Source organism: Bradyrhizobium sp. USDA 4369 (assembly GCF_054056435.1).
Genome location: NZ_JBSRYH010000001.1, coordinates 7,670,607 through 7,683,615, shown reverse-complemented (window position 1 = coordinate 7,683,615; position 13,009 = coordinate 7,670,607). Strand labels below are relative to the sequence as shown.

At 64.8% G+C, this 13,009-nt stretch carries 11 protein-coding genes; 6 read left to right on the top strand and 5 right to left on the bottom strand.

All coding sequences use genetic code 11. The features are described 5' to 3' along the window. Window positions 1-69 precede the first annotated feature (69 nt). Together ACVIJ6_RS34920 and ACVIJ6_RS34915 are read right to left on the bottom strand one after the other, a co-directional pair. Window positions 70-1,662, bottom strand: coding sequence for an MBL fold metallo-hydrolase (locus ACVIJ6_RS34920; RefSeq protein WP_456776451.1), 1,593 nt, complete (start codon window positions 1,660-1,662; stop codon window positions 70-72). A gap of 40 nt (window positions 1,663-1,702) precedes the next feature. Beyond that, window positions 1,703-3,238 carry a thymidine phosphorylase family protein gene (locus ACVIJ6_RS34915; RefSeq protein WP_456776450.1) on the bottom strand — a complete coding sequence of 512 codons (1,536 nt, stop codon included), beginning with the start codon at window positions 3,236-3,238 and terminating at the stop codon, window positions 1,703-1,705. Between the two features lie 409 nt (window positions 3,239-3,647). On the opposite strand from ACVIJ6_RS34915, the gene ACVIJ6_RS34910 reads away from it, so the two are divergent. Then, window positions 3,648-3,812, top strand: coding sequence for a Flp family type IVb pilin (locus ACVIJ6_RS34910; RefSeq protein ID WP_041750640.1), 165 nt, complete (start codon window positions 3,648-3,650; stop codon window positions 3,810-3,812). A gap of 157 nt (window positions 3,813-3,969) precedes the next feature. Here the strand turns inward: ACVIJ6_RS34910 and ACVIJ6_RS34905 are convergent, their stop codons facing one another. The 3 genes from ACVIJ6_RS34905 to ku all read right to left on the bottom strand — a co-directional run bounded on the left by ACVIJ6_RS34905 (window position 3,970) and on the right by ku (window position 8,252). Continuing rightward, on the bottom strand, window positions 3,970-5,466 hold the full coding sequence (locus ACVIJ6_RS34905; RefSeq protein ID WP_456776449.1) for a porin: 1,497 nt from the start codon (window positions 5,464-5,466) through the stop codon (window positions 3,970-3,972). Between the two features lie 398 nt (window positions 5,467-5,864). Then, window positions 5,865-6,854 carry a LysR substrate-binding domain-containing protein gene (locus ACVIJ6_RS34900; protein ID WP_456776448.1) on the bottom strand — a complete coding sequence of 330 codons (990 nt, stop codon included), beginning with the start codon at window positions 6,852-6,854 and terminating at the stop codon, window positions 5,865-5,867. Window positions 6,855-7,286: 432 nt separating this feature from the next. Continuing rightward, the gene (gene ku, locus ACVIJ6_RS34895) at window positions 7,287-8,252 is read right to left on the bottom strand and encodes a non-homologous end joining protein Ku (protein ID WP_456776447.1); all 966 of its coding nucleotides are present in this window, start codon (window positions 8,250-8,252) and stop codon (window positions 7,287-7,289) included. Window positions 8,253-8,505: 253 nt separating this feature from the next. Between ku and ACVIJ6_RS34890 the strand changes: the two genes are divergently transcribed. The 5 genes from ACVIJ6_RS34890 to ACVIJ6_RS34870 all read left to right on the top strand — a co-directional run bounded on the left by ACVIJ6_RS34890 (window position 8,506) and on the right by ACVIJ6_RS34870 (window position 13,008). Next, window positions 8,506-8,658 carry a hypothetical protein gene (locus ACVIJ6_RS34890; RefSeq protein WP_456776446.1) on the top strand — a complete coding sequence of 51 codons (153 nt, stop codon included), beginning with the start codon at window positions 8,506-8,508 and terminating at the stop codon, window positions 8,656-8,658. 294 nt (window positions 8,659-8,952) lie between these two features. Next, complete coding sequence (locus ACVIJ6_RS34885) at window positions 8,953-9,627, top strand: response regulator transcription factor (RefSeq protein ID WP_006614547.1); 675 nt, start codon at window positions 8,953-8,955, stop codon at window positions 9,625-9,627. A gap of 62 nt (window positions 9,628-9,689) precedes the next feature. After that, entirely contained in the window at window positions 9,690-11,066 is a 1,377-nt protein-coding gene (locus ACVIJ6_RS34880) for an ATP-binding protein (protein ID WP_456776445.1), read from the top strand. A 109-nt stretch (window positions 11,067-11,175) separates the two neighbouring features. Next, window positions 11,176-12,633: a hypothetical protein gene (locus tag ACVIJ6_RS34875; RefSeq protein ID WP_456776444.1), complete on the top strand. Its 1,458-nt coding sequence runs from the start codon at window positions 11,176-11,178 to the stop codon at window positions 12,631-12,633. Between the two features lie 105 nt (window positions 12,634-12,738). Next, on the top strand, window positions 12,739-13,008 hold the full coding sequence (locus ACVIJ6_RS34870) for a hypothetical protein (protein ID WP_456776443.1): 270 nt from the start codon (window positions 12,739-12,741) through the stop codon (window positions 13,006-13,008). The last annotated feature ends 1 nt before the right edge of the window (window position 13,009 follow it).

Sequence of the window (13,009 nt, the reverse complement as noted above, 5' to 3'; positions counted from 1 at the left end):
ATGAAGGTGCGATCAAACTGTGACCGTTCGACGACGGAGGCCCGTCGAACTCACGCCCGTTCACCGACGCTATTCGTCCAGCGCGCGCCTGAGCCGACGAATGATGACGCCGCGGGCGCGATCATCCGCCGCCTGCTCGATGCGCTCGTGAATGTCGAGCAGCAGGCCCGACATGTCATTGTGCCAATCGAGCCGTGTCACCGCTTCCGGTGCCAGCCGCCTCCGGCGCGCCACGTCCAGCAAGGCCGGCGTCGCGCTGGTCAGCTCATAGACGTCGTCGAGCAGGGGCGAGAACAGCCTGGCCGACGGCACGATCCGCTCGCCGACGCGCGCGGCCAAGGCGGCAATGGCGGCGTCCTCGCCATGCGACAGGAACAGGCCGCGCGCGATCGGGCGACGCGCGGCGATCCAGCGCGCGATCTCGGCGCCGTCGGCATGGCCGGAGTAATCGTCGATCATGCGGATACGCGCGGCGACCTTGATCTCCTCGCCCTGGATGCGCACTGCCTTGACGCCGTCCTGCAGGAAGCGCCCGAGCGTGCCGTTCGCCTGATAGCCGACCAGTAGCACCGTGGCGCGATTGTTCCACAGCCAGCGCTTGAGGTGATGGCGGATGCGCCCGGCGTCGCACATGCCGCTGGCAGCGATGATGATGTGGAAGCCCGTCAGCTTGGCAATCGCCTTGCTCTCATCCACCGTCTCGGTGAAGCGCAGATGCGGCGAGGACAGCAGCCGGCCGACATCATTGCCGCCGTCGAGGCTTGCGGCATGGTCGCGAAATACCTCGGTGGCGTGGATGGCGAGCGGTGAATCGAGGAAGATCGGCGCCGACGGAATCTCGCCGCGCTCCATCAGGCCAACCAGATCGACGATCAGCTCCTGGGTCCGCTCCACCGCAAAGGCCGGGATCAGCAGCGCGCCCTTGGTCGTGGCGGCGTCGCGCACCTCGCCGGCGAGGCGGCCTCTGCGCAGCTCCGGCGTCGTCGGTTCGCGGATGCGGTCGCCATAGGTGGCTTCCGAGATCACATAGTCGAACCCTTCAGGCGCCCGGGGATCGGGCTGCAGCAGCTTGGCATCAGGGCCGACATCGCCGGAGGCGAGCAGCCGCAGCGGCGCACCGTCGGCGCCTTGGCTCGCGAACTCGATCTCGATCGACGCCGAGCCCAGCAGGTGTCCGGCATTCCAATAGCGCGCGCGCAGGCCGGGGATGATCTCGGTCCAGGTCTCGTAGGCGACGGCTTGGAAGTATTGCAGCGAGGCGATCGCGTCGGCCTGGGTGTAGATCGGGGTCACCTCGCCGCGTCCGCGCGCGCTGTTGCGACGATTCAGCGCCAGCACCTCCTGCTCCTGGATGTTGCCGGCGTCGGGCAGCATCCAGGAGCAGAGATCGATGGTGCCGCGCGTGGCGAAGATCTTGCCGTCGAAGCCCATGCGCACCAGCTTGGGCAGCAGGCCGCTATGGTCGATATGCGCATGCGTCAGCAGCACGGCATCGACGTCCGCCGGGCGGAACGGGAAGTCGCCGTAGTTCAGCTCCTTCAGCGTCTTCTGGCCCTGGAACAGGCCGCAATCGATGAGGATCTGGCCCTTGTCGGTGCGGACCAGGTAGCACGACCCGGTCACCGTATGGGCGGCACCGCAGAAGCGAAGGGTCACACTCATGGGGCCTCGCGATCGAAATGGAACAAGGTCTGACGCGCGATCATCGCCGATGGCCGTTCGGTCCATCGGCGATGCCGTAACCATGGTCGACCGCGGCGGCCGCCGCCGCCAGATCATGCTCGGACGGGTCACAGGTGAACACGCGGTAAAGTGGCTCACCCTGGTCGACCCGGTCGCCGATCTTCTTCAACAGCCTGATTCCGGCGCCTTTGTTGATCGGTGCACCGGCGGTGCGTGCCAGGCGATTGAGCCGCAGACAGTCGATCGCCGACACAATGCCGTCGCGACCGGCCTTGACATCGAAGGCGAGGTCGCCGAGCTCGTTGCGGCTCGTTGTCGGCCCCTGGGCATCGATGATCTTTTGCATCTGCTTCAGCGCCGCGCCACTGTCGAGCAGCTCACGCGCCCGCTGATAGCCGGCGCCGCCGCGCAGCTTCGGATCATATTCGAGGAGATGCGCTGCCAGCCGCAGCGACTTCTCGCGCAAATCAGTCGGCGCGCTTGGCTCATTGCCGAGCACCGCCATCACGTCGCGCGCTTCCAGCACCGGGCCGATGCCATTGCCGATCGGTTGGCGGCCGTCGGTCGTGATCACCTCGACCTTGAGGCCAAAGCGATCGCCGACGAACTCGAACAGCTTGCGCAGGCGCATCGCCTCCGCGCCGCTGGTGAGCTTGGCGGTCGGGCCGACCGGCAAATCGAGCAGCAGATGCGTGGAGCCGGCCGCGAGCTTCTTCGACAGGATCGAGGCCACCATCTGCTCGCGGGTGTCGAGACTGAGCGGACGCTCCACCGAGATCAGGATGTCGTCGGCCGGCGACAGGTTCACGTGGCCGCCCCAGATCACGCAGCCATTGCAGGCGGCGACGATGGATTTCATCTCCTCGGCGCCGACATTGACCCGCGCCAGCACCTCCATCGTGTCAGCGGTGCCGGCGGGGGAGGTGATCGCGCGGGACGACGTTTTGGGGATGGTCAGGCCGTGGGCGGCGACGATCGGCACCACCACCATCGAGGTGCGATTACCCGGGATGCCGCCGATGCAGTGCTTGTCCACGACCACGGGGTCGGGCCACTTCAACTGGGTGCCGGCATTGGCCATGGCGCGCGTCAAGGCCAGCAGTTCGCCCGATGTCATGAAGCTGGCCGAGCCGATCAGGAAGGCGGCAATCTCCATGTCCGAATAGCGGTAGTGGGCGAGGTCGTCGATGACGGCCGAGATCGCCTGGTCGCTCAAGGTCTCGCCCCGGATCTTGGCGCGCACCGCCTCCAGGCTGTCAGGCGGGGTGGCCGGCGAGACGGTCGCGAATGTGCCGGCCGGCTCGGCGAAGCGCCGCAGCGCCGGTTGCGACAGGCCGATCTCGTCCGGGCCGACCAATGCATCATCGTCGGTAATCAGAAGTGTCGCCAACAGCGTGCGCGAATTGCAGCGCAGCTCGACCCGGCTGAAGCCGCTGAACACCTCGGGGCGCAGCGCCCGAGACCTGCGTGAGATCACGACCACGTTCTCGCGGCCGGTGTCGAGCGCGACGCTGCGGATCTTCAGTTGGGGGCGGGCGGAATCGATTGTGTTCATGGCGACCAGCATCATCTCTAGGCCGATCCCCGCCAAGCCCGTTGACCCAGATCATGCCCCGGCCCATCATTTGCCATCATACGGCATCCGTCGGGCAAGCCGAATTTTTTCTGAACGTGTCCGAGCCACATGCCGATTTGTGGCCATTCGAGCAGCTCGGCCCGAGGGCCGGGATTCGAAAATAAAACTCAATCAATCCATATATTTGCAGGCAGTTTCGCAGTTCGGTCTCCACCCAAAGAACGGCGATGCCGCAAGGCCTGGCCCGCCATCGGCGCCTCCGCGCTATCTGAGCAGATTAACTGATTGTTCAAGCCGATGGCCGAGGGTCGGCCCTGGGGCGTCCGTCCCGGCCTGTATGCGCGCGCCGTTGCGGCGCGTCGATGATTGAGCCCGACCGGAGTGGTAGATGCGGCAGATGATTGCGAGCTTCCTGAAGAATCAGGCTGGCGCGACTTCGATCGAGTACGCGATCATCGCTGGCGGATTGAGCATCGTGATCCTGGCGGCCGTGAACGGCCTGGGATCTGGCCTCAGCAGCAAGTTCACCTCGATCAACAGCTCGATCAAATAGCTCGCCGGCACATCGCGGCTCGCTTAGGGGAAGGCGCCGGTCTTTACGGCGCCGTTTGCGTTGTGCGGTCGCCGTGACGTTGCCGCCGACAAAGAACGAGCTTCCGGCGGGGCATCGCCGAAAGCTCGTGGAGCAGTTGGAGTTTAACAGTTCAAATTTACCAGTTGCGCTGAGCGCGCAGCAGCATGCTCACCGTGTCCTGGTCCTTCAGTTGGTAGATCGCGGCCGGCTTGGCCGTGCTCGCGACGGCCGGAGCGATGGCCGTCCCGGAGTACTTCTGGTCGAGGTGGCTGTAGGTCACGTCGGCCGAGAAAGTGAGGTTCTTGACCGGCGTCCAGCGCGTGATCAGGCCGATCTGCCCGAGGTTGAAGTCGGGGTTGCAGGTCGAGCCCGCGGTGAGCACGCCGGTCGCGGCGATGCCGGCGCAGATCAGGCTCGAGCCGGTCTGGCCATATCGGACCTGGGCGTAGGCGCCGTAAAGGGCCGAGTTCCAATTCGGGTTCCAGTTGTGGGTGAACGCGCCGCGCAGGCCCCAGGTCTGCACGGTCGAGAGCCCGGTGCCGGTCCCGAACACCGCATCGCCGACGCCGGCGAAACCGATGCTCTGATAGGCGCCGGTCACGCCGGTGCTGCCGTACAAGGAATAGGATGTATTGGCCAGGCTCTGGAAATTGTAGCGGCTTGCGCCGTCGGTATAGACCGCCTGCAGGTTGAGGACGTCGCCCGCGCCGGTCGGGATGTTCTTGACCGACAGCGACAGCTGCGCGGCCCAGCCCCATTTGTCGGACGGATGACCCGAGGTCTCGGCCGCGCCGTAATAGGCGGCATGATTGTCATGCGCTGCGAACGATGCCTGGAAGAGGCCCCACGCCTGGTCGACGCGAACCATGCCGATGATGTCGGGAGCCACGGTGCCGCCGAAGGCGGCCGTGCCATAGCTGCCACCCAGCACGCCACCTGCAGTGATCCCGGACGTGTTCCAGATGTTGGTGGTGAAGAACTGCGTCTGATCTTCCACCGACACTGCCGCCGAGATGCCTTGACCGAAATCAGCCGTATAGGTGAACTGATTGACGCCGTTGACGGAGCCGCTGCCGCCGACCAGACCATCGAAATTGTTGCCGGGATAGTTGGTCCAGGGGGCGTCGAATGTCGACACCGCCTTGCCCATCGTGAAGCCCGCAAACTGGATGAAGGCGTAGTAGACCCCGAGGCTGCCGCCGGATGTGGCGTCGCCGGTATAGGACGTCGCGCCGGCACCCGCACCGCCATACGACCCGGAGGTCCAGGTCATCACCGCCTCGAAATAGGTACGCACCACGCCATATTCGGTCGCGGTCCGCGTATCGATGTTGAGATTTTCGCGCGAGCGCATCTGATAGCGGTTGCTGAGGCGATTGTCCGCGCCGGCCTGGCCCGAATAGGCGCCGCCATAATTGCTGTTGGTCCACAGCGCCGTTTCGGCGCGCAGATAACCGCCGAGCTTGATGCAGGTGTCGGTGCCGGGGATGTAGTAGAAGCCCGTGCCGTAGAGCGAGCACACCTTCACATATTCAACGGCCTTCGCCTTCAGCGGAAGGTCCGCGGCCTGAGCGGCTGCGGTGGACAAAATCACTGCTCCTGTCGCCAGAAGCAGGCCCCTCATCGTCTTCATCTTGGTATCTCCGGTTCATCGGCGATGCACACGTCCCCCGCGTGTCGCCCTGGCCTTGCCAGATTTTTGCTCGCACACCCGCATTCCGGGTCGCGTCGAACTCATCGACTTACGACGCGTGCGAGCGAGGTATGCGCGAGCTCCTCTGGAGTCGATCAATGTGCTCTGGTCTGCTGGTGCCTCACTTAGTTGCAGATCACGCGCGGCTGCTTGCACCAGCTTCGACGCAGCCACGCCCCGTTTCTGACGCTTCGCTGTCAATTTGTTAATGATGCTAATCGTGAATAGGGTAGGTGAAAAAGCCGAATAATCGCGGCGTGTGGTCAAGCATTGCGCGCAAGCCGATCCGATCGCGCACCGCTGGCGATGCGCGATCGATCTCACGGAAGATCTCAGTTCTAATCGATAGGGAGCGCGGATCGGTGTGACGCGGCCGCAACCAGCGCGCTTCGGCCGTCATCCAAGGCCCGCGTCATCGGAGCGATCGTCGCGCGGATGCGCCACCGCTTGACGAAGTCGAGAAAGACCTGCAGCGGCATCGGCGGTTGCCGCCGGCTTGGGTGATAGAGAAACAACCCCGCTGTCGCGTGGCTCCAATCCGGCAGTACGCGCACCAATCGTCCTTCCGCCAGATGGGCGCCGACCATCGGCTCGACCAGATAGGCGATGCCGACGCCATCGAGCGCGGCATTCAGGGCCAGATCGAAATCGTTGACGATCAGCGAACCATCCACGGCGATCTCGGCCCGTTGCTCACCTTGCTCGAACACCCAGGGCTGTAACGTTTCATCGGCGGGAAAGCGATGGCGGATGCAGTTATGTGCGCGAAGGTCTTCCGGAGTCGATGGCGCCGGATGGACGGCGAGATAGTCCGGAGAGGCGACAGTGACGAATTGCAGGTCGTCGACAACGCGGATCACCTTCATGTCGCGCTCGACGCGGTGCCCGGATCGGATGCCGGCATCGAATCGATTGCGCACGATGTCACTGTTCGTGTCGTCGACCGCCAGTTCGAGCTGGATGTCCGGATATTCGGCCAGGAACGATCTGATCAGCGGGCCGAGCCATCTGATCGCGAAAACGCGCGGCACGGCGATCCGCAGCGTTCCTGCTGGCTTGTCGCGGAACGCGTTGATGCTCTCGATGGCCTGGTCGACCTGTTCGAGAATCGGCTGGATTTCCGCGAGTAGCCGCTCTCCGGCTTCGGTCAGAGCGACGCTGCGGGTTGTACGATTGAACAGCCTGACGTCCAACCGCTCCTCAAGGCTTTTGATCGTATGGCTGATGGTCGGCAAGGAGCAGCCGATCTGAGCTGCAGCCTTGGTGAAGCTCAACGTATCCGCGACGGCCGCGAACGCGGAGAGCTCAGAGAACTGAACCCGCGCCATAATCTAGTCGTGCCGCGCCTGGCCTTGTCTCTGATCGTGCTGAAGCATTCATACCCCCTGATACGTCGTGTCGTGCCGGACCGACTCCGCCAAGGTCGATCCACCATCACCGACCAGTCGCATCTGCTTGGAGGTCGCGCCTGATCATTCACCCGCGGTGCAGAACTAGGCGCGACTTGCTCATTCTGCAAGCATCCAGGACGCATGGCATCGATCACAAATCCGCGTCAGGTGCTTGATCGCTATTGGCGGATCGACTCAGCTGAGCTGCACCGCTTTATCGACGCGCAAAGCAATACGCGACGGTTCGCGGGAGAGGCGACTTGCGTGGAGGAGCATTGGACGTGCCGATCGGGTCGTCGCCCGAACGCTCTCGCAGGGAACCCACTGTTCGCCGGCCGTGGGGACCAGAGGGATGATGGTGTTTGCGCTTCAACCCGCCTTGCGCGAACGCGCGCTCGTTCGGGCCGGCTTCTCGGCCTTCTTCGGTTCGTCCGCCTTCTTCGGCTCGTCTTTCGCCTTCTTGCCGCTGATCGGCAGCAGCATCTCGCGCTGGCCCTCGACGCGCTTCTTGGATTTCTTGGCTTTTGCCTTCGGTGCGGGGGCAGGGGCCGCTGTGTCGGCGCTGGCGAGGCTGCGCTTCAGCGCGTCCATCAGGTTGATCACATTGCCGCTCGATTTCGGCGCGGCCTTTGCGGTGATCGCCACGCCGTTGCGCTTCTTGTTGATCAGCTCGATCAGCGCGGCCTCGTAATGATCCTCGAAATTCTCCGGATGGAAATCGGCCGATTTCTTCTCGACGATATGCTTGGCGAGATCGAGCATGTCCTTGGTGATGGTCACGTCCTGTATGTCGTCGAAATAGTCCTGCTCGCCACGCACCTCGTAGGGGTAGCGCAGCAGGGTTCCCATCAGCCCCTTGCCGAGCGGCTCCAGCGCGATGATGTGCTCGCGGTTGGTCAGCACCACCCGGCCGATCGCGACCTTGTCCATGCTGCGGATGGTCTCGCGGATGACCGCGAAGGCATCGTGTCCGACCTTGCCGTCGGGAACGAGGTAGTAGGGACGGATCAGATAGCGGCTGTCGATGTCGCTCCGCGGCACGAACTCATCGATGTCGATCGTATGCGTCGAGTCCAGCGCGAGCTCGTCGAGCTCGTCCTTGGTCACCTCGATATAGGTGTCGGTATCGACTTTGTAGCCCTTGACGATGTCGTCACTGGTGACCTCTTCGCCGGTCTCGGCGTCCACCTTGCTGTATTTGATGCGGTGGCCGGTCTTGCGGTTGATCTGGTTGAAGGAGACCTTCTCGGATTCCGAGGTCGCAGGATAGAGCGCGACCGGACAGGTCACGAGCGACAACCGCAGAAAACCCTTCCAATTGGCGCGCGGGGCCATGACCTACTCCACCTACTCTGAACCGACGACTTGCTCCGGACGGGACTGCTGCGGCGGGGGCTGCCGAGACGTCCGGCGAGGATAACACCCGAGCCCCCGGATTCAACACGGCTCCGCGGCTTATTTGCTGATCGGCGTTAACTGGTCGCGGGCGGGCCAAGCCGCCGGAACATCATCTGACGGCCGACGTTGCCAGAGGGAGTACGCGCAAACGACAGCGCAATACCTTTTGAACGTGAGAGCTGAGGGCGCCATGGCAACCAGACGACCGCCGCAGATCGTCGAAACTCCTATCGAAGCCCGCCAGGGTGAGCTGGGACCGTCGGTCCTGGCGATGCTCGCGATCTCCACCGGACTGGCGCTGCTGATCCTGGGCCTGATCTGGTTCGTGTTCTTCCACACCTGACGACGCGAGCGGCAGGCGCGGCCGTGCCGCGGCGATGCAGCCGGGGCGGCGTGCGTCTTGGGCCGTCCCGCTCGGATCATCCGACCAGGTCTGAGCCCGGCCGCGCCCACGGCCGGGCTTTTCATTATTGCCCGTGATAGCCTATATGCCCCCAATCCTGTCGGCCCTTGCCGACGATCCCGATCGAGATGACCAAAAAGTAACGTGGTCGGTCGGGTTCCGTTCATGCGCGGTTCACGGCCTTCCGGTTCATCTTGAGGGCGGAATTCGTGCAGTTCAGCTTTGGAGGCAAGCGTGCGTCTGCTCGTTGTCGAGGACGATCCGGATCTCAACCGCCAGCTTACGACCGCGCTGAGCGACGCCGGCTACGTCGTGGACCGTGCGTTCGACGGTGAGGAAGGGCACTATCTGGGCGATAGCGAGCCCTACGATGCCGTGGTGCTCGATATCGGCCTGCCCAAGATGGACGGCATCTCGGTGCTGGAAGCGTGGCGGCGCAATGGCCGGGCGATGCCGGTCCTGATCCTGACCGCGCGCGATCGCTGGAGCGACAAGGTGCAGGGCTTCGATGCCGGTGCCGACGATTACGTCGCCAAGCCGTTCCATCTCGAGGAGGTGCTGGCGCGCATTCGCGCGCTGCTGCGTCGCTCGGCCGGCCATGCCCAGAGCGAATTGACCTGCGGGCCCGTCACGCTCGACACCCGCACCGGTAAGGTCAGCGTGTCGGGCAATCCCGTCAAGATGACCTCACATGAATACCGGCTGCTGTCCTATCTGATGCACCATTCCGGCCGCGTCGTGTCGCGCAGCGAACTGGTCGAGCATCTCTACGACCAGGACTTCGACCGCGACTCGAACACCATCGAGGTGTTCGTCGGCCGCATCAGGAAAAAGCTCGACTGCGACGTCATCCAGACCGTGCGTGGCCTCGGCTATCTCCTGACGCCGCCCCCGGCCGCCGGGGCGTAATCCGACCTCCGGCGACGGCATTCCCTGTGGCCCGGCGCCGGTCGTTTGGCTAATTTGCGGTCATGCGCCAGAGTTCACTTGCCACCCGGTTGTTCCTGTCCGCGACCGCGTGGCTCGTGGTCATCCTCGCCATCACCGGCATCGTGCTGTCCTCGGTGTATCGCAATGCGACCGAGCGCGCCTTCGACCGCCGGCTCAACCTCTATCTGCGGACGCTGATTGCCGAGGTGGCGACCCCCGACGATCCGCCGGAGCGGCAATTCCAGTCGCTCGGCGAGCCGCTGTTCGAGCTGCCTCTGTCCGGCTGGTATTGGCAGATCACCCGCACCGACGCCGACAAGCCGGAGGTGCGGGCGTCGCGCTCGCTGTGGGACAAGAAGCTGCCGAAGCTGGAAGATCAAGGCATCGAGTTGACCGCGGCCGGTATCCGGATCGGCTATGTCGAGGGGCCTGAGAACCAGGACCTGCGGATGGTCGAGCGTCCCGTCGATCTCGGCTCCGACGGCAAGTTCCTGGTCAGCGTCGCCGGGGATGCCTCGGAGATCTTCGACGAGACCCGCAGCTTCGATTATTACCTGGGCGGCACCTTCACCGCGCTCGGCATCGTGCTGCTGCTGACCACGATCTTCCAGGTCCGCTACGGCCTCGCGCCGCTGAAGCGCATCTCCGAATCGATCGCCGACATCCGCTCCGGCCGGGCGGAGCGCCTGGAGGGGGAGTTTCCGGTCGAGATCGCGCCGCTGGCGCGCGAGACCAATGCGCTCATCGACGCCAACCGCGAGATCGTCGAGCGCGCGCGCACCCATGTCGGCAATCTCGCCCATGCGATTAAGACCCCGCTCTCGGTCATCGTGAACGAGGCGACGACGCATTCGGCCGATCCGTTCGCGGCCAAGGTCATGGAGCAGGCGGATGTGATGCGCGATCAGCTTGCCCATCACCTCGAACGGGCGCGCATCGCCGCCCGCGTCACCATTGTCTCGACCGTGACCGAGGTGGCGCCGGCGATCGAGGCGCTGCGCCGCACCATGGAGAAGATCTATCGCGAGCGCAGCATCGTGGTCGAGACGACCGCCGATCCGGCCGCCCGGTTCCGCGGCGAGCGCCAGGATCTGGAGGAGATGGTCGGCAATCTGGTCGACAATGCCTGCAAATGGGCGACGTCGCGGGTCGCGGTTGAGGTCAGCGTGGAGCCGCCGGCCCAGGCGGGGGCCACGCCGATGCTGCGCATCATCGTCGACGATGATGGCCGCGGCCTGTCGGCGGCCGAGCGCGCCCAGGTGTTACGCCGCGGCCAGCGGCTCGACGAATCCAAGCCCGGATCGGGGCTGGGCCTGTCGATCGTCAACGATCTCGCCGGCCTCTATGGCGGCCGTCTGACCCTGGACGACGCCCCGATCGGGGGACTGCGGGCCGAGCTGAGATTGCCCGGCGTCTGACGGGCGGCGATTTTCGCCATCCTAAAGGTGTTCTTAATAACGCGGGCGCTATGGTTCAGGCCGGGGTGCGCGATGTGCGCTCTCGCCGTGGAAATTTGCACGCCGGCGCATGGGTCAGACAGCTCACGAGCGGTTAAGGGAATATCTCGGGCAGCTGCCGCCGAACGCGCAGTCGCTGTTGATGCGCGAGTTCGAGCGCGCCATCGAACGCGGCCAGGATGTCGCGGTCGCCACCTTGGTGCTCGAGCAGTTGCGCAAGGTGGTGCGTCCGGCGCCGCCGGCGCCCGTCGCAGAGCCGGTGCGGCCGCAACCGGCCATCGAGGTCAGCCGTCCGCCGGCACGCGAGGAGCGCCGACAGAGCGGCGACGGTCCGCGCCGGCTGTTTCGTCCGCTTGAGCCATTCCTGACCGATTCCTCGGGGCCGCTGCGTCCGGGCCAGATCCGCCGCGCCTCGCTGCTCGCCGTCTGGCAGTGGCTCGGCCGCGAGGGCGCGCCGGAGCGCTATGCCGAGTTCGAAGCGGCGCTGTCCAGTGCGGGCGACGGTTCGCGCGAGGTCGAGATGGCGGCCCGCAAGCTGCAGCTTGCCACCGCCGAGGCGCTGATGAAGCTGGTCGGCCCCAACGCGACCGGCGACCGCCAGCGCGCGCTCGCGCGCATCGGTGCCCCCAGCGTGATCGAGGATCTGCTGCCGATCGCCCTCGTGTTGCAGAATCGCGAGGCGCTCGACGGCCTCAACGGGCGGCTGCCCGGCATCATCCGCGTGCTCGGCGATTCCCAGATCGCCTCGGTGACCGACGCCATCAACGTGCCGTCATTGCAGACCCCGCTGATGCTGCCTTTCGCGCTGGCGATGGTGATGCAGCGGCTTGCCGCGCCCTGGCAGATCATCCGCCTCGCCACCAAGATCGCGGCCTCCGATGACGAGATCCGCGTCGCGGCGACGCCGTTCGGCGTCGCGGTCACCATCGCGCTGAACGATCTGGCCCACCTCGCCACGGTGCTGCGTGCCGATATCCGGCGCGGCCATTTTGCCAATCTCGGCGACACGCTGAAGACGCTGCATGATGGCGTCCGCGGTCTGCGCACCGAGCTCGATCTGCGCTCGGAATCGAACTGGGGCAAGCAGCTCACCGCGATCCGCGCTGACATCTCCAACGCGCTGCAATCGGAGATCGACAGCGTGCCGGGCCGTGCCCGCCGCATCCTGCGCCAGCGCGCCGACAAGGACATTCCGGCAGGCGCCGGCGTGGATACCAGTGAGGTCGAGGAGGTCGCGGCGCTGATCGAGTTCGTCGCGGTGTGCCGCAACTACGCCAGTGAGCTCGCCATCAACGAGGTGACGCTGCGGACCTATTCCGATCTGCAGCAATATGTCGAGAAGGCCACCGAGGCGCTGGTGCAATCGCTTCGCAGTGGCGATGCGCGGGCGCGCGCCTATCGGCAATCGCAGGTCTCGGCGGCGATCCGCTTCTGCCACGTCCTGTTCGGCAATGATTATGCCCAGCTGATGAGCAGGGCCGCCGAAAATGCGCTGAATGGCGAGCGAAAATCTTCACGCGCTGGTTGATCTCTCTGCTATAGTTCTATCGTTTTTAGATTGTGGTTTCGTCTGGTCTCGCTCCGGGGCCGGGCACCCGTTCCCGCTGTCAATTTCAGACTTTTCATCAAGACCATGATTTCCGTCATCAACTTCGTCGAGGTCGAGAACCGCGTTGTGCGCGCGACCTATCGCAACCTCATGATCAAGGCCAAGGTCGTGCTCGTCGACAAGACGAGCGGGGCGCCGCTGCCCGATCCCGTCACCACGATTGCGTCTCCGGTCCCGGCTGGGTCGCTGCGGATCAGGCTGACCGACGAGATCAGGCCGGGCACCTATTTCCTCATGGCGCTGAACGGCCACGGCAGCTATCTGGCCAAAAGCGCGGATTTCGAGGTGCCCTAAT

What these genes read in the sequence shown, in the direction of transcription:
- ACVIJ6_RS34920 (WP_456776451.1), bottom strand. Translation starts at nt 1,662, where the DNA reads ATGAGTGTGACCCTTCGCTTCTGCGGTGCCGCCCATACGGTGACCGGG.
- ACVIJ6_RS34915 (WP_456776450.1), bottom strand. Translation starts at nt 3,238, where the DNA reads ATGAACACAATCGATTCCGCCCGCCCCCAACTGAAGATCCGCAGCGTC.
- ACVIJ6_RS34910 (WP_041750640.1), top strand. Translation starts at nt 3,648, where the DNA reads ATGCGGCAGATGATTGCGAGCTTCCTGAAGAATCAGGCTGGCGCGACT.
- ACVIJ6_RS34905 (WP_456776449.1), bottom strand. Translation starts at nt 5,466, where the DNA reads ATGAAGACGATGAGGGGCCTGCTTCTGGCGACAGGAGCAGTGATTTTG.
- ACVIJ6_RS34900 (WP_456776448.1), bottom strand. Translation starts at nt 6,854, where the DNA reads ATGGCGCGGGTTCAGTTCTCTGAGCTCTCCGCGTTCGCGGCCGTCGCG.
- ku (WP_456776447.1), bottom strand. Translation starts at nt 8,252, where the DNA reads ATGGCCCCGCGCGCCAATTGGAAGGGTTTTCTGCGGTTGTCGCTCGTG.
- ACVIJ6_RS34890 (WP_456776446.1), top strand. Translation starts at nt 8,506, where the DNA reads ATGGCAACCAGACGACCGCCGCAGATCGTCGAAACTCCTATCGAAGCC.
- ACVIJ6_RS34880 (WP_456776445.1), top strand. Translation starts at nt 9,690, where the DNA reads ATGCGCCAGAGTTCACTTGCCACCCGGTTGTTCCTGTCCGCGACCGCG.
- ACVIJ6_RS34875 (WP_456776444.1), top strand. Translation starts at nt 11,176, where the DNA reads ATGGGTCAGACAGCTCACGAGCGGTTAAGGGAATATCTCGGGCAGCTG.
- ACVIJ6_RS34870 (WP_456776443.1), top strand. Translation starts at nt 12,739, where the DNA reads ATGATTTCCGTCATCAACTTCGTCGAGGTCGAGAACCGCGTTGTGCGC.